Origin of the sequence: Paenibacillus sp. FSL R10-2788, from assembly GCF_038003885.1 — a bacterium.
Taxonomy (GTDB): Bacteria; Bacillota; Bacilli; order Paenibacillales; family Paenibacillaceae; genus Paenibacillus_AQ; species Paenibacillus_AQ odorifer.
In genome coordinates this window covers 3,835,955-3,851,890 of sequence record NZ_JBBOQA010000001.1, presented here as the reverse complement: position 1 = coordinate 3,851,890, position 15,936 = coordinate 3,835,955, and the positions used below count along the sequence as shown (strand labels likewise).

Below are 15,936 nucleotides of genomic sequence, written 5' to 3'. Positions count from 1 at the left end.
TCCATGGCAGCCCAGCTTCGCTTTATTTAAAAAGCGAAGCTAGGCTGCCGTTTTTGTTAGGTTTAGAAGAAAAATTTCTTGTATTTTGCGGGATGTTTTGAGTGTATCCTCTAAATGTGTTAAGCTGAATAGACCATACTGGAGAGGGTAATTTCTATGAAACGTAAATTCGGAGACCGGGCCAACTGGCGCCGGATTACGCGTCGCCATTTTGCCTGCCGCTATGTGGAGAGCCGGGAATTCAGCGGATATATTACGCTTTATACCATCTACGGGCTGAAAGAACCACTGTGGAAGAGCTATGGACGACATACATATCGTATTGCAGATAAAGGTTATTCCTGGCTGCAATATTTTCCGAAAGACAGTCACTATATTGTGACGGCTATGTTCGACGAAAAACAAAATATTGTTCAATGGTACATAGACACCTGTAAGGTGCAAGGCGTCACTGACCAAGGTGTGCCTTGGTTTGACGATTTGTATCTGGACGTGGTAGTACTTTGGAACGGCGAGGTGTTTTTGCTCGATGAGGATGAACTGGAGGAAGCACTGGAGAGGCAAGATATCTCAGAAAGCGATTATAAGCTAGCCTGGGAGACTGCCCATACTATTTTACGTGGCATCGATGCTCATGCTTTCCCTTATTTCTCTCTCTCTTTGAAACATCGTGCCGAATTATTTCATCATGGAGAATTCAGGAGGAAATAAAGATGGAATGGTACGTTTATGGAAGAGACTCTTCCCCGATTCGGATTGTTCCCAAAAAACGCCGGATTTGGTCTAAACGAACGTTGCTTATTGCTTTAATGCTTATTGTTGTAGTTGGATTGTTGTGGTGTGCGTACGCATTGAGGAATATCAATAAAGCCGCAACGACAGATCCTATGCTCAAAGCCGATACAGGGATCATTCTTGGCATGTCGATGTGGGGAGATGAACCTAGCCCGGGATTGAAGGAACGATTGGATTACGGGCTTAAGCTTTATCAAGAGGGGATGTTCTCGCATTTCATAGTTTCTGGAGGTTTGGATAAACCTGATCTTAAATATACCGAAGGTCAAGGCATGCGTAATTATTTAGTAGCTCATGGAGTTCCGGATAGCGCCATTTCTGTTGAAAATAAAGCTACCAGCACTTACGAGAATCTTCTGTATAGCAAAGCCATTATGACAAGTGAGGGATTGTCTTCAGCAATTATTATTACGCATACATATCATGGATGGCGTTCACACGAAATCGCGGACGAGCTCGGTTATGTGAATCCTGAACTGGGACTTACAGAATCCACTGTTCTGTCGATGACAAGGCATAAGTCGCGTGAAATTCTAGCCTATACGAAATGGAAAATCCAGCAGTTGTTCCTGTAATTGTTCCCGAATAACAGAATCTTCTAATAACGCCTCCTATTCCGGAAGAGACTTGATTAGAAAAGCCAGCCCTCAAATGGATTAAACTCTAACTGGGGGCTATTTGTTATTTGTATATCAATAATAATGGGAGTGTAAAATGATAAAAAAATAAGCGTTTGCTTATGGCTTTTATGTATTTCGGTCATTCTATCCTCGTGTACCATCGTAGAAGATGCGAGAGATAGCAGGGAATTCAATGTCAAAACCCCATTCTTTAAAACAAGTGCATGATGTCATTCAGTTATTGCATATAATGCTCTAACGAGGTGATTACAATGGGTGAAGAAAATTTAAGAAAGATAACCATTAATGATTCCAGAATGAATATAACTTTCAAAAATCAAGACCCAACAAATATTACGAATGAAACATTGGAGAGCGCGCTGGCTCAAAATAATCATTTAGAATCTACAAAAGAAATCCTGCAAGAGCTTCATGAGCTTATTGGTCTTGAAAAGGTGAAGGATCTTATATATGAAATTCATGCGCTTATCCAAGTGGAAAAAATGAGACAAGAACTGGGGTTAAATGTAGTTAATCAGGTTTATCATATGCTGTTTAAAGGCAACCCCGGGACTGGAAAGACAACTGTAGCAAGAATCGTTGCCAAGCTGTTAAAGAATATGGGCATATTAAGTAAAGGTCAATTAATCGAAGTAGAGAGAGCGGATTTAGTGGGGGAATACATAGGGCATACAGCTCAAAAGACCAGAGACCTTGTTAAGAAGGCTATGGGTGGCGTATTATTCATTGACGAGGCTTATAGCTTGGCTAGAGGCGGAGATAAAGATTTTGGGAAAGAGGCAATCGACTGTCTTGTAAAGGTTATGGAGGACAGGAATGATGATCTCATCATTATCTTAGCGGGTTATCCAAATGAAATGGAGATGTTCATGGAGGCTAATACCGGACTTCCCTCACGATTTCCAATTCAACTTGATTTTCAGGACTACACAACAGATGAACTGATATTGATTGCACATAAAATGGCAGCTGAAAGAGACTATATAATTACTCCGGAAACAAACGGGAAACTAAAAGAGTTAATCCTTAATGAGAAAATTATTGAAGAAAATTTTAGTAATGCGCGGTATGTACGCAATATCCTCGAGCAGGCAATTCGCCATCAAGCGGTTAGATTAATAAGCAGACATGTCAAAATATCCAAGCAATCTTTGATGGAGATCTTACCGAGAGACCTTGTTCTTCCGGTCGATGATTATCCAAAAGGGGAGAGTATAATCTCTTAAATAAATTGACACCGGCTAAGTTTATACGTGCTTAGTCGGTTTATCTTTTATAAAAGATTGAAGATTATCATAATGAAAATGCTGACAGCATGGGGAGCCGTTCCATTATCAGCCTATATTACCAATGAAACTTATGATAAAATGTTTTGAAGTGCTGTGAATGAACAGTTTCATCTGTATAACATCAGCAAGAAGTGAAAAACTGATTAAATGGTACACAAAGATTCTATTACCGTCATAAGGAGCATGAATAAATGGCAATAACTACGCATGATACAGAAACGGATATTCAAGATCGGGCGATATTGGTCACTCTCGTCACAGATAAAATTAAACGTACCGGTATTGACCCAGAGCTTTCTCTGCAGGAATTAGTACAGTTAGCAGAAACAGCAGGTGTTGAAGTCCTGGATGTGTTGCGTCAGAATAAGGAAACACCGGATTCAAAATGGTTTATCGGGAAAGGTAAGGTAGAAGAGCTCCGCATGGCCGCTGATGGTCTTGGAGCTAATACGGCTATTTTTGATCAGGAATTATCTGGAGCGCAGGTACGGAACCTTGAAGAGTCTTTGGATCTGAAGATTATTGATCGGACGCAGCTCATTTTGGATATTTTTGCTGGGCGGGCCAAAACGAGAGAGGGTATTATTCAAGTAGAGCTGGCACAGCTGTCCTATCTTTTGCCGCGGTTATCCGGTCAAGGCAAAAACTTATCCAGATTAGGCGGGGGGATAGGAACCAGAGGTCCAGGTGAAAGTAAGCTTGAGACCGATCGCCGGCATATTCGCAATCGGATTACGGAGTTGAAACGCCAGTTGGATGAGGTAGTTAAAACCCGTGAATTGCACCGTGAACGCCGTCGTAAGGCAGGGGCAGTGCAGGTTGCTCTAGTCGGCTACACAAATGCTGGTAAATCGACGCTGCTTAAGCAGCTTACGGATGCGGATGTTTATATTGAAAATCAATTGTTTGCTACGCTTGACCCTACTTCACGTGTGCTTCAGCTAACGGGTGGCAAAGAGGTAGTGCTTACGGATACTGTAGGCTTCATTCAGAATCTTCCGCATGATCTTGTGGCATCTTTCCGCGCAACGCTGGAGGAAGTCAATGAGGCCAATCTGGTGTTGCATGTAGTGGATGCCTCATCTCCAATGCGTGAGGAGCAGATGGAGATTGTGCAAACTATTTTGCAGGACTTAGGGGCAGCCAGCAAACCGCAAATAGTGCTTTTTAATAAAATCGATCTATGTGAGCCTGAGCAACTGGAAATGCTGCCAACCGGCACAGGGTTTTTGAAGATCAGTGCGTTTAACCCTGAGGATTTAACCCGGATTATCGAAATTATCTCTGATGAATTGGCCGGAGATACGCTGAATTTTCGAATTCCTGGAGACCGTGGCGATATTTCTTCCCTGCTTTACAGAGTAGGTGAGGTTCTGGAAACCACCTATGACGAGAACGATGTTATCTATAACGTCCGTCTTAATAAAGAGGATTATGATAAATGGGGTTACATGCTTGCTGATTTTGTGGACCAGCCGTAATCTTCTTTGTTCCCCTAAAGTGGAAATGCTTGTAGTATAGGTATAAAATAATAGCTAATGACAAAAAGCGTCAGGCAACTGTCGCTTTCTGTCATTATGATGGCAAGTAAATGTAAGGAGCGAATAAGAACTAATGGCAGTTTTTGCAGAAGATATTTTAGGAGCGGCAGAGTCCGCAGAAGTTGAAATTGAAGGTGCAGTCAAAGCCCTCGATCGAATTGTCGATAAGAATCAATGGAAGGTTATTGAAGCGTTTCAACGTCATCAGGTCAGTGATTATCATTTTGCGGGTTCAACGGGGTATGCTTACAACGACCGTGGACGCGAAGTGCTGGATCTTGTCTATGCTGACGTTTTTGGTGCGGAATCAGCTTTGGTGCGTCCGCATTTTGCTTCAGGAACACATACCATTTCAACAGCCCTCTTTGGTGTGCTGCGACCAGGAGACGAGCTTTTATACATCACAGGTCGTCCGTACGATACCTTACACAAGGTGATTGGCCAAGCAGGAGATGGGACAGGCTCACTCGCAGACTTCGGAATTACATATCGGGAGGTTGCCCTTACCGCAGAGGGTAAGATTGATTGGGAAGAGGTAACTCTCTCTATCAATGAGAAGACTAAAGTAATTGGAATTCAAAGATCGCGTGGTTATGATTGGCGTGCTTCCTTCACAGTAGCCGAAATAGGTGACATGACAGCGAGAGTGAAGTCATTGAAACCGGATGTTATTGTGTTCGTTGATAATTGCTATGGTGAGTTTACTGAAGAGCTTGAGCCTCCACAGGTTGGAGTGGATCTAGTAGCGGGTTCATTAATTAAAAATCCTGGTGGTGGAATTGCTGAGACGGGTGGATACATCTGTGGGCGCAGAGATCTAGTAGAGCTTACAGCGTACCGTCTTACAGCTCCTGGTATCGGCGGCGAAGTAGGTGCAATGTTAGGAACTACCCGCGGGTTATACCAAGGACTGTTCATGGCTCCGCATACAGTTGGACAAGCCCTTAAAGGCAGTATTTTTGCGGCAGCTGTATTTCAGCGCTGCGGGTTTGAGACGAAACCAGCGTGGAATGAACCTCGTACAGATTTGATTCAGGCGGTTTCCTTTGATGGACCGGATCACTTAATTGCCTTCGTGCAGGGAATTCAACGTGCTGCGGCGGTAGACAGCCATGTAGTTCCAGAACCATGGGATATGCCGGGATATGAACATCCTGTCATCATGGCGGCAGGTACGTTTATACAAGGTGGTAGCTTAGAGTTATCGGCAGATGCGCCTATCCGTGCGCCTTATATCGGCTATATGCAAGGGGGATTAACCTACTCCCATGTCAAATATGGCGTTTTGATGGCACTCCAAAGTATGCGTGATCGAAAATTACTGTCAGAAAATCTTACACACCATTGACACGCTGTATTAGGAAATGTACAATGAGATCAGAAAAAGATCATTGGAAGGTTGGATGAGTCATGGGTGATGAAATCCGCAGAAATATGGCATTATTTCCTATTGGAATTGTAATGAAGTTAACTGATTTATCTGCAAGACAAATTCGTTATTATGAACAGCACAGTCTAATCGTACCTGCACGTACATCTGGGAATCAACGTTTGTTCTCTTTTAATGATGTTGAGCGCCTATTAGAAATTAAGGCCTTGATTGAAAAGGGTGTTAACATTGCTGGCATCAAGCAAGTAATGAACCCAGTCTCTAAGGAATCCGAAGAAGCTACTGTGATTACCCCTGACACAGAGGTTAGACGTAGAGAGCTATCAGATTCGCAGCTTCACCGTTTGCTGAAGCAAGAACTAGTTTCCGGTAAAAGACCGGGACAGGTATCGCTTATTCAAGGTGAGTTATCCCGGTTTTTTAATAAATAATAATATACAGAGTTTTGAAAGGGAGAGGATCACGTGAGCTTTTCTAAAGAGGATATTTTACGCATTGCCAAGGAAGAGAATGTTCGTTTCATTCGTCTGCAATTTACAGATCTGTTAGGTACTATCAAGAATGTAGAGATTCCGGTTAGCCAATTGGAAAAAGCACTCGACAACAAAATGATGTTTGATGGTTCCTCCATTGAAGGTTATGTACGGATTGAAGAATCCGATATGTATCTCTTCCCAGATCTTGATACTTGGGTAATCTTCCCTTGGGTGACTGATAGCCGTGTTGCACGTCTGATTTGTGACGTGTATATGCCTGATGGTACTCCATTTGCTGGAGACCCACGTGGTATCCTGAAGCGTTGTCTGAAGGAAGCCGAAGAAATGGGCTTTACAGCGATGAATGTTGGACCTGAACCTGAATTCTTCTTGTTCAAAACAGACGAAAGAGGTAACCCAACTACAGAATTGAACGACCAAGGTGGTTATTTCGACTTAGCTCCTACGGACTTAGGAGAAAACTGCCGTCGTGAAATCGTATTGACCCTTGAAGAAATGGGCTTTGAAATCGAAGCATCCCACCATGAAGTGGCTTCCGGCCAGCATGAAATTGATTTCAAATATGCTGACGCGATCACTTCTGCTGACCAAATTCAAACCTTTAAGCTCGTTGTGAAGACGGTTGCCCGTCAACACGGCTTGCATGCAACTTTTATGCCTAAACCTTTGTTTGGTATTAACGGATCGGGTATGCACGCTCACCAATCCTTGTTTAATGGCAAAGAAAACATGTTCTACGATGAAAGTGACAAGCTAGGTCTGAGCAAAACTGCACGTTACTATATGGCTGGTATTTTGAAGCACGCTCGTGCTTTTGCAGCGATTACTAACCCAACAGTGAACTCTTACAAACGCCTTGTTCCTGGTTATGAAGCACCTTGTTACGTAGCTTGGTCTGCAAGTAACCGTAGCCCGATGATTCGTATCCCGGCTTCGAGAGGGCTTAGCACACGTGTTGAAGTTCGTAATCCGGACCCGGCAGCTAACCCATACCTCGCACTTGCTGTTATGTTGAAAGCAGGGCTAGACGGAATTAAGCGTAAGCTTGATCTTCCAGCCCCAATTGACCGTAACATCTATGTGATGTCTGAGGAAGAGCGTATTGAAGAAGGCATCCCGAGCTTGCCATCCGATTTGAAAGAAGCGCTAAGCGAAATGATCCGCAGCCATGTAATTACCGAAGCTCTCGGCGAACATGCGCTGGCTCACTTCTACGAGCTGAAAGAAATCGAATGGGATATCTATCGTACTCAGGTTCACGAGTGGGAAAGAAACCAATACATGACTTTGTACTAGAACCTTTAAACCCTTGACACCTTTGGTGTTGAGGGTTTTTTTGTTTGGGCAAAATAGTGGTTTTGTAACCATCAATGATATGTCTACGAAAAATGCCCGCGAAATGCCCACAAATAGCTGAGGTTAAGGTTATTCGAGGATGTTTTACAGGTGAATATCAAAATTGGCATATTGTTGATTAACAATTTTAACGTGTAAGAAGCTGTTCATTTATCATAAATAATGGGATATGATGGGATATAGAAGAATTAAATGCAGAGACGGAGGAGTGAATTTGGATATAGTTTGGTCAAACTTAATATTAACTTTGATAATTTTCGGGATATTAGTGGTTTTGATTTTTAAAGGTATAAGTTTATTAGTAAGAAGTTATAAATCAAAAAAATAACTCTTCAGACGAGTGTACATAGTCATGACAGACATTGCTTATATTCTCGCATCGCTCTGACTTTTAAAGGATTTATCAAAGAGTGTTGACACAAATCTGAGTTACAGATCATTAAGGATGGCGATTTACAGAACCCCCCCGTGGTTGGCTGTGAGTCGCTATTTTATTATTTTTGTATATTCTAAAAGTGTTAAAGTAAAAGTGATTGTAAATTTTTTTCACTTTAATTGATTTATCGTCTACCTTGCTCTTGCTCAGTCCAATTAACCTTATGAAACCGAGAAGAACTAAGATCTCATGGGTCACTTTATGGAATCTGGTGGCATTAATTAAGATAGTAGGTGCCCGAATCGTCCGGGAACAATTTGAATTTCGAGCACAACTCCATAGCTGTCAATAAGAGTGAGTCGATTGAATGAAATTTTTCAATCCGTAGCAATAAAAATGAAGAAAAGATTTTGAAGAATAAGAGGACACGTTAGTCATGTGGGTAATAACTATTATAGTAATAAGGAGGTGCGTAATGAAAAAAATATTATTAACTACAGCTACTAGTATTCTTCTGTCTGCCTCAATTCTCGGTGCATGTAGTAACAATAAAACAACAAACGAGGCAGAGCCTACAGCGTCAAGTGCAGCGCCTACGCCAGTTGTCGAAGCTACAACCACTCCCGAACCTTCTGCTACTCCTTCTATGGAGGCGCAGGAGTCCGCCAGTCCGGAGGCCACAGATCCTCTAGCATCCGATCGACCAAAGACCAAAGCATTTGGTGAACAGGAGGGAGGGGTCTCAGGGCAAGAAGGTACACTTGGGCAAGGTGATGGATATTCCCTGTATGTTTTTCAGGGTTTCACACTAGACTCACAGTCTGGTCGTTTATCATTAACTGAGGATCCAACCTATTATGCCGAAATTGAACACTTGCCTGCCGGTTACGATCTCACAGCTTTGAAGCAACAGGGACAAACCGAGCTTTCTGCAATTGGTAAAGCAAACGACCATAGCGGGGAACTAATTGAACATCCTCTAGGTTTTGCAGAATTATATCTGCAGGCTACCAGTGATAAGGGGATAGAAGATTATATGGTCTGGAAAAATCAGGCGGGGGAAGCTTTTCTTTTTCGGATACACAATCCTAAGGGTGATTCGTCGAATAACTTTGCACCTTGGGTGATGGTTTCACTGGCAACACTTGAACTTGAAAGGAATTAAGTGTAAACAGAACCGAAGGGGTTGTATGGAGTAGAAGAAGTGTGCCATAACCATAATCAAAAAATGGTTGTTGGCACACTTCTTCTTTTTGGTACCTTACTTCATTTGAACGCCAATTTCCATTTGCTGAGGTTGCAAATTTCGCGTATGAGCCCGGTGTAGGACCCAGCAGACCTTATATGAAGCTTTATCCCACATTTTGGATACTAAAGGACCCCATAGTCGCTATTGGCATTAAAAACACTCAATATGAGCCTCATTCTTAGGAATAACGTCACTGGAGTCCGAAACCATGCTCCAAAGGCTGAAAATAAGCAAATAGCGTCATCTGGGTCCGAAAGTCATGGCGCGTAGCAGAGGAATTTAATGTTAAAATATCTTATATATAGATAACTAATTCTTACCTGCGAAGGAGTAAGTTCATGCAAATTTTTATTTACATAGGCTTGGGATTTTTTATAATTTCAGGTATATGTGTTGGAGCCTTCACGACAGGTACACAACAAAGAGGTAACTTTTATTCGGAATCTAAACAAGACCGTAAAACTAAAAACAAAGTAGCGAATGGGTCCGCTTTAGGTGGTCTTATTTCATTAGCTATAGCTGGGATTCTTTATTTGTTGTAATTGAACGCAAAATTTAAGGAGGAGGAGTGTTGCAGATGGTGAAGATTTTTAATGAAAATACGGTCTCATTTACTCAAAAACAGTCCCCGATCCCAGAGTTTGCTTGGCATACGAGTGAAAGATTAGCTGAAATGGTGGGCTCCAAGCATTTAGTTTTTGATATCAGATCTTTAGATCCTGATAAATATTCTTATCCTTATCATTTTCATAGAAATGCTGAAGAGATATTTGTGATTTTAGCGGGAAAAGCGATGTTAAGAACGCCTGAGGGTATTACGGAGGTTACGGAAGGAAATGTAATATTTTTCGAAATGGGACCGGAAGGGGCGCACCAGCTTTATAATCATACGGATGCACCATGCAGGTATCTGGATCTCCGAACGAATCAGGGAATAGATGTTTGCGAATATCCAGACTCAGGCAAAATCAACATTTTGCCTTATCAAGAAATCTATCAAGCGGATGAACAGGCGGATTATTATAAGGGTGAAGAGCATGTAAGGGAAAAATGGAATGGGGGAGCGTAATTGATTAAAGATCGTTGGTTTACAGTAACGGAAATTGATCCGACCACCTATGCAATCAGTGAATATGGACATTGGGAAAAGGTGCATTCTTTTTTACTCTTGGGGCAAAAACAAGCCGCGTTAATTGATACGGGATTAGGTATTGATAATATAAAAAGAATAACGGATCAGTTAACGGATTTACCTATCGCTGTCATAACTACACATGTGCATGCAGATCATATTGGCAGTCACGGACAATTCGAGACAATCTATGTTCATAAAGAGGATGAGGATTGGCTGATTAACGGAATAAAAGGCTTGTCCCTTGCCCAGATTCGAAAGGATATGAGTCGAGACATCACCCTTCCTGTTCCTGAAACCTTTGATCCTAACACCTACATACCTTTTCAAGGGAAACCAACGGCTCTTTTACAAGAGGGGGATGTGCTCGACATAGGTGGGCGCGAAATAGAAATTTACCACACACCAGGTCATTCGCCAGGTCATATCAGCCTATTTGATCATGCCAACGGATATCTGTTTACAGGTGATTTATTATATGACGTTACGCCAATCTATGCTTTTTACCCTTCGACTAGTCCGGTTGATTTAGTGGCATCCTTAGAGAAGATTACAGAAATTCCAGGGGTTACCCAAGTATATGGCTCTCATAATACGCTGGGTTTAGATCCATCTATTTTACAAGAGGTCAAAAAGGCAGTTCGCGAGTTACGTGAGCAAAAGGTAGTGGCACATGGTACGGGTATTCACCAGTTTGATGGGTTTAGTGTGCAATTTTAGGTTCTTTCTATTTCGAAATCAAATGAGAGGTATGGCGATAACAACTTAATTATTCAGATACGATTGACCTGAAGAGTGCATGCAATTGTTGTACTTGGGAGTAAGCTTCCTTGTACTGGTTGTCGGATTGTCGAATAGGCAATAAACCCGGCAAGAAGGAAATACAATACACAGGCGTTTCTTTGCTGTTCATATATATTTTAAGCGTGAGTTCTTCTATCACATTAGCTTCTTCATCAGGTTCCTTAAGGACGTTAATATCTGCACTAGTTGCAGTTGTTTTGCTGTTTTGTTGTCTTTTGGAGACTTTTGAAAGGGTAAGTGCGTTAACCACAATCTCGGATCCCATTACATTATCGAAAGAGTATAGCTTTGCTACTGCTTTTTTGTTGTTCTTCGGATTTCTGGTGCCTATTGCTAATTTTTTATTAGGTTCGTTAAGTGCGATCAAGTGAGATTGATTGGGGGGAATGAATGTTTTGGTGAAAATGATGTTAAAGGATGCAGCCGCATTAACTAGCATAGAAATATCAGATGAAGTGGATAGCGTTTTCAATTTTATAATGGCGGCACTTAGAATTAAAACAACTCCTAAAATAGCAAATAAGTACACTAAGATAATCAGCATATAATCACCTCCCAGTTATCTCATTAGACTCAAATTGTTGCTTATTGAAAGATATGCCTGAATGATCCCCACTAGTATCTTTTAAAAGGGAAATTCGTGGAATTATAGGATCGGCTTCGGAATTAGCCCAAAAAAAGCACCCGGAGAAACCTGCCGATTCTGCAAATGGCGCAAAATTGGGGGTTGCTGCAAGGGTGCTTTTTAAGGTAAGTATGTAACCTATAGAAAATTGAAGGCAGTGATATGATCGGTATAAACAATCAGCTGTTTGTATTCGATCGGAGTCCCATAACTAGCATAAGGTCTTACAGTAACGTCATTGAGGACAACAAAGTTATAGCTGAAATTTTTATCAGGGTGTTCTGCTCCCAAATAAGATATGTATTCGTCTACTATTACATCATCCATCAAAGATTTTAAATCAAATACATCCTCTTTGTTGGAGACGGCTGGAGAGACGATTCCCTGAATGCTGCCAAAAGAGGTGAGCAAATTCACTTTTTTTCCACTAGCTTGTTCATCATTTAAAAGTAAACCGGACAGCTTACCCAGTGCATCGACTTTAAAATCGACGAGGGTTCTAATTTTTGAGTTATTCAAAACTAAACACATCCTTTTCAATTTGCAATCCTGTTAACAATATTCGACATATAATCACCAAACTCCTAGTATGCTAATGAAAAAATACTTACTTATGTAATGACCCCCATTCTGTATATGGTGATTTGGGGGCTGTGACGTCCTCAGCGAATTCAATTCCTTATCGTTACTCGTGTTCCTATAGGGACGATAGCTGCGAGTGTTAACACATCCTCGTTGTACATCCGGATACAGCCGTGGGATACCTCTTTCCCAATGGAGGAAGGATCATTCGTTCCATGAATCCCGTAGTGTGGTTTAGACAGTCCCATCCAAAAGGCACCAAAGGGACCGCCTGGATTGGGTTGTTTGTTAATAATCGTGAATTCTCCCACTGGGGATTGGGTTAACATCTTACCAATACCGACAGGGAAACCTCTAATCACAATATCATTGTCCAGAAGATATAACATTCGTTGGGTCAGATCTACAATAATTCGGTAATTTGGCATTATGCACAACACTCCTTTCTAATTAGGATATGAGCAGAACGCCTAAACGGTTATTCATAGAAAATGCCCATTTTAGCGAACGAGAACAAATGTTCGTTAGTGGTTGAGAAAGCAAAATACACAGAAAAAAGGCTGTTCCGCATTTGCGGAACAGCCTTTTATGGTAGGAGTGCATACTTAGTGGATATCTCGAAACAATCCGATGACTCTTCCGAGAATAGTTACGCGATTAAGGCGAAGAGGCTCATAAGCTGGATTCTCCGGCTGAAGCCGTATATGATCACGTTCCTTGTAAAAGGTCTTAACGGTTGCTTCATCTTCTTCAGTCATGGCTACAACGATATCTCCGTTGTCCGCTGTTTGTTGTTGGCGAACAATTACATAATCACCATTCATAATGCCAGCATCCACCATACTATCACCCATAACTGACAGCATAAATACTTTGTTGTCACCTACATAGTGAGTAGGAAGTGGGAAGTAGTCCTCGATATTCTCTGTAGCAGTGATAGGTACCCCGGCGGTAACTTTACCTACGACAGGAATCCGTGAGATGGTCTGGGCGAATTGGTGAACATTCTCTGAATCCTCTTGGCCTAGTAATTCTATTGCACGTGGCTTCGTTGGATCTCGACGAATAAGTCCCTTCTTCTCAAGCCGGTCCAAATGACCGTGAACTGTGGAGCTGGAAGCAAGGCCAACAGCTTCTCCAATTTCCCGGACGGAAGGTGGATAACCCTTGCTGCGGACTTCGCTTCGTATAAATTCCAGGATCGCCAGCTGGCGACTTGAAATCTTTGACATTGGAATCAACCCCATATAGTAATGTTTGGGAAAATTATAACATAGAACTACCGTTCGCACAAACATAAGTTCTAACTATTATAAATATTAATCTGCTAGAGTTAAAAAATGGTAGACAAATGATAATAAAATGAACCACTTGAGTCTCTCGAAAAAAAGAGAACAATTGTTCTGAAATAGTATTGAACAAAACACATGTTCGTGTTATTATGAATTCGAAAGTAAGAACAAGTGTTTGGAGGATGATAATTATGCTAAAATACAGTACATACCGCAGCATCTACGATAAGGCCCCAGTGGTTGAATCTTTAGGACATAATGACGTTGCCCGTAATTCCGCTAAGGTGAAAGAGATAACGGAACGTTTGCTAGGAGGGATGATTTCGTTGTTCCGTCAGGACTTCTTTATTAAGTTAATATTGATTATCGTGCTAGTATTTTCTGGCCTAACAGTAGTGGGAAATGTATTTGCAGGATCGACGACTATAATGAAGGAAGAGAAGCGGATTGTGGTTGAACGTGGAGATACACTATGGAGTATTGCCCTTAAGAATAAACCGGCTGATATGAAGACAGTTGTTTATATAGAAGGAATTAAACGTTCAAGTGGGATTAAGAGTAGTCAAATTAACGCTGGAGACATACTTACTTTACCTATTTATTAATTTTCTGAGAACATAATAGAATGACCAGTAGAGCTTGCAGGGAGTAGACCTTGACAAGCTCTTTTTCTCATGGCAGAGTTAGAATTAATTTATAGGGGGAGGGAAAGTATTGAATATTGATGAGTTGGTCGCGCGAATTAACGAATTGGCACGCAAACAGAAGAGCGTAGGCCTTAATCAAGAGGAAGTGGCGGAACGCGCCAAGCTTCGTGAAATTTACCTGGGGAATATCCGCAATAACTTCCGAGCACAATTAAATACTATTGAAGTAGTAGATAACGATGAGCATGAACAAGGTAACAAGGGGCTTAAACATTAGCTCGCTGTTCCTTTTCATAGATATTTCAGGATGACTAGGGGGAACGCACATGGCCCGTTCTTGGGAAAGAATGGTTCAACGCAACACACAGCAAATCAACAAGCAAAGAAAGAAACAAGGCAAGGATACGATTTATGCCTCTAAATCTCCTACCCAGAATGCCGAAGTCTTTAAAGGTCGCAACATTGCATTTCCGGTAGTGTTAGTGATACTTGGCACTATGTTTTGGGTAGTTGGTTCTATTGATCAGGCCAAAGGAAATGGCATGCTGGCTAATTGGTTGGGAGTAGTACTGTACTATTTGCTGGCAGCGCTATTGTTCTTCCGTCGTCCGTACTTGAAGGTGGAAAAAGCAAGACTGTCTACTATTAAATTCAATCGCGAACGCGGGCTTCCAGCTGCAGATATTGAGAAAATCACCCTTTCGCGTGGAGCTGTAGTCATTAAGCACAAAGGGAAACGTACGAAATGGATTTTCACAAGACTTATGAATCGCTATGATACTAATGCGATGAGTACACGATTAGAAGCATTTGCTAAAGCTCACAACATTGAAGTAGTTCACGAATAGAACTAGACCAGTTAAAGGGAGAGGGAGACCTGTAATGCCAATTTCTGCTGTACTATTTGACCTTGATGATACATTGCTGTGGGATGATCGGAGCGTCGAAGAAGCATTTCGTTCTGCTTGTGAAGCCGCCGGGGATACGATTGATCCACAAGAACTAGAAGTTGCAGTTCGTAAGGAAGCAAGTAGCTTGTATGAATCTTATGAGACGTTCCCATTTACAAAGATGATCGGAATTAATCCATATGAAGCACTCTGGGCTAACTTTACGGCAGGTGAACAGCCAGAATTCCGTCAATTGGAGCAGCTTGCACCGGTTTATCGTAAAGAGTCTTGGCGTCGCGGACTTGCAGCCTTAGGGGTGGAAGACGAAGCACTAGCTGAGACCTTGGCAACTAAATTCGCAGCAGAGCGCAGAAAACGTCCATACATCTATGAAGAAACAATGCATGTACTGGAGCAGTTACGGGGTCAAGTGAAGCTTTTGCTACTTACGAACGGTTGTCCTGCACTGCAACAAGAAAAACTAGATGGTGTGCCAGAGTTAATTCCTTTCTTTGATCATATTGTGATTTCCGGAAGCTTTGGTAAAGGCAAACCGGATAAGGAAATTTTCCTGCATGCTTTAGAGCTTCTTGATGTAACTCCTGAGCAAGCGGTTATGGTCGGCGATAAGCTTACAACGGATATCCGTGGGGGGCTGGCAGCAGGGTTGACCACGGTCTGGATTAATAGAAAAGGTAGAGCACCTAGTCTTGATATTCATCCGGATCATGAAATCAATCACCTTGAGGAGCTTCTTCCACTAGTTCAATCCTTGTAAGATATACAGAGCTATTAGCTCCAACATAAAGACTTTATAAAAGCAGCGAGTT

At 41.8% G+C, this 15,936-nt stretch carries 19 protein-coding genes; 15 read left to right on the top strand and 4 right to left on the bottom strand.

What is annotated here, in order from left to right; translation table 11 throughout:
- The first annotated feature begins 156 nt into the window (after positions 1-156).
- The 11 genes from NSQ50_RS17090 (at position 157) to NSQ50_RS17040 (ending at position 10,986) form a co-directional block, all read left to right on the top strand.
- Positions 157-711, top strand: a complete 555-nt coding sequence (locus NSQ50_RS17090; protein WP_036687739.1) for a DUF402 domain-containing protein — start codon at positions 157-159, stop codon at positions 709-711.
- Positions 712-713: 2 nt separating this feature from the next.
- Positions 714-1,370: a YdcF family protein gene (locus tag NSQ50_RS17085; protein ID WP_036687738.1), complete on the top strand. Its 657-nt coding sequence runs from the start codon at positions 714-716 to the stop codon at positions 1,368-1,370.
- 317 nt (positions 1,371-1,687) lie between these two features.
- Entirely contained in the window at positions 1,688-2,662 is a 975-nt protein-coding gene (locus NSQ50_RS17080) for an AAA family ATPase (protein WP_036687736.1), read from the top strand.
- Between the two features lie 254 nt (positions 2,663-2,916).
- Complete coding sequence (gene hflX / locus NSQ50_RS17075; RefSeq protein WP_036687733.1) at positions 2,917-4,206, top strand: GTPase HflX; 1,290 nt, start codon at positions 2,917-2,919, stop codon at positions 4,204-4,206.
- 133 nt (positions 4,207-4,339) lie between these two features.
- Positions 4,340-5,614, top strand: coding sequence for a methionine gamma-lyase family protein (locus tag NSQ50_RS17070; protein WP_036687732.1), 1,275 nt, complete (start codon positions 4,340-4,342; stop codon positions 5,612-5,614).
- Positions 5,615-5,676: 62 nt separating this feature from the next.
- Entirely contained in the window at positions 5,677-6,087 is a 411-nt protein-coding gene (locus NSQ50_RS17065) for a MerR family transcriptional regulator (protein ID WP_019910684.1), read from the top strand.
- Between the two features lie 33 nt (positions 6,088-6,120).
- The gene (gene glnA / locus NSQ50_RS17060; RefSeq protein ID WP_036687730.1) at positions 6,121-7,449 is read left to right on the top strand and encodes a type I glutamate--ammonia ligase; all 1,329 of its coding nucleotides are present in this window, start codon (positions 6,121-6,123) and stop codon (positions 7,447-7,449) included.
- A gap of 911 nt (positions 7,450-8,360) precedes the next feature.
- Positions 8,361-9,050: a hypothetical protein gene (locus NSQ50_RS17055; protein WP_052097089.1), complete on the top strand. Its 690-nt coding sequence runs from the start codon at positions 8,361-8,363 to the stop codon at positions 9,048-9,050.
- Between the two features lie 422 nt (positions 9,051-9,472).
- Positions 9,473-9,676, top strand: coding sequence for a DUF5316 domain-containing protein (locus NSQ50_RS17050; RefSeq protein WP_076098761.1), 204 nt, complete (start codon positions 9,473-9,475; stop codon positions 9,674-9,676).
- Positions 9,677-9,711: 35 nt separating this feature from the next.
- Entirely contained in the window at positions 9,712-10,203 is a 492-nt protein-coding gene (locus tag NSQ50_RS17045) for a cupin domain-containing protein (protein WP_076223833.1), read from the top strand.
- Complete coding sequence (locus NSQ50_RS17040) at positions 10,204-10,986, top strand: MBL fold metallo-hydrolase (RefSeq protein ID WP_076098762.1); 783 nt, start codon at positions 10,204-10,206, stop codon at positions 10,984-10,986.
- 49 nt (positions 10,987-11,035) lie between these two features.
- On the opposite strand, the gene NSQ50_RS17035 is transcribed toward NSQ50_RS17040, so the two are convergent.
- The 4 genes from NSQ50_RS17035 to lexA all read right to left on the bottom strand — a co-directional run bounded on the left by NSQ50_RS17035 (position 11,036) and on the right by lexA (position 13,509).
- Positions 11,036-11,614, bottom strand: coding sequence for a hypothetical protein (locus NSQ50_RS17035; protein WP_076223831.1), 579 nt, complete (start codon positions 11,612-11,614; stop codon positions 11,036-11,038).
- A 219-nt stretch (positions 11,615-11,833) separates the two neighbouring features.
- Positions 11,834-12,214, bottom strand: coding sequence for a hypothetical protein (locus NSQ50_RS17030; RefSeq protein ID WP_038571576.1), 381 nt, complete (start codon positions 12,212-12,214; stop codon positions 11,834-11,836).
- Positions 12,215-12,366: 152 nt separating this feature from the next.
- Positions 12,367-12,705, bottom strand: coding sequence for a L,D-transpeptidase (locus NSQ50_RS17025; RefSeq protein WP_036687722.1), 339 nt, complete (start codon positions 12,703-12,705; stop codon positions 12,367-12,369).
- A 177-nt stretch (positions 12,706-12,882) separates the two neighbouring features.
- Positions 12,883-13,509 (bottom strand): transcriptional repressor LexA, encoded by a 627-nt coding sequence (lexA, locus tag NSQ50_RS17020; protein ID WP_036687720.1) that lies wholly within the window; start codon positions 13,507-13,509, stop codon positions 12,883-12,885.
- 251 nt (positions 13,510-13,760) lie between these two features.
- Between lexA and NSQ50_RS17015 the strand changes: the two genes are divergently transcribed.
- From NSQ50_RS17015 to NSQ50_RS17000, 4 genes are all read left to right on the top strand, one after another.
- Complete coding sequence (locus tag NSQ50_RS17015) at positions 13,761-14,174, top strand: LysM peptidoglycan-binding domain-containing protein (protein WP_036687719.1); 414 nt, start codon at positions 13,761-13,763, stop codon at positions 14,172-14,174.
- 109 nt (positions 14,175-14,283) lie between these two features.
- Positions 14,284-14,493 (top strand): DUF896 domain-containing protein, encoded by a 210-nt coding sequence (locus tag NSQ50_RS17010; protein ID WP_036687717.1) that lies wholly within the window; start codon positions 14,284-14,286, stop codon positions 14,491-14,493.
- Between the two features lie 49 nt (positions 14,494-14,542).
- Entirely contained in the window at positions 14,543-15,064 is a 522-nt protein-coding gene (locus NSQ50_RS17005) for a hypothetical protein (protein ID WP_036687716.1), read from the top strand.
- A 34-nt stretch (positions 15,065-15,098) separates the two neighbouring features.
- Positions 15,099-15,884 (top strand): HAD family hydrolase, encoded by a 786-nt coding sequence (locus NSQ50_RS17000; protein WP_036687714.1) that lies wholly within the window; start codon positions 15,099-15,101, stop codon positions 15,882-15,884.
- Positions 15,885-15,936: the final 52 nt, after the last annotated feature.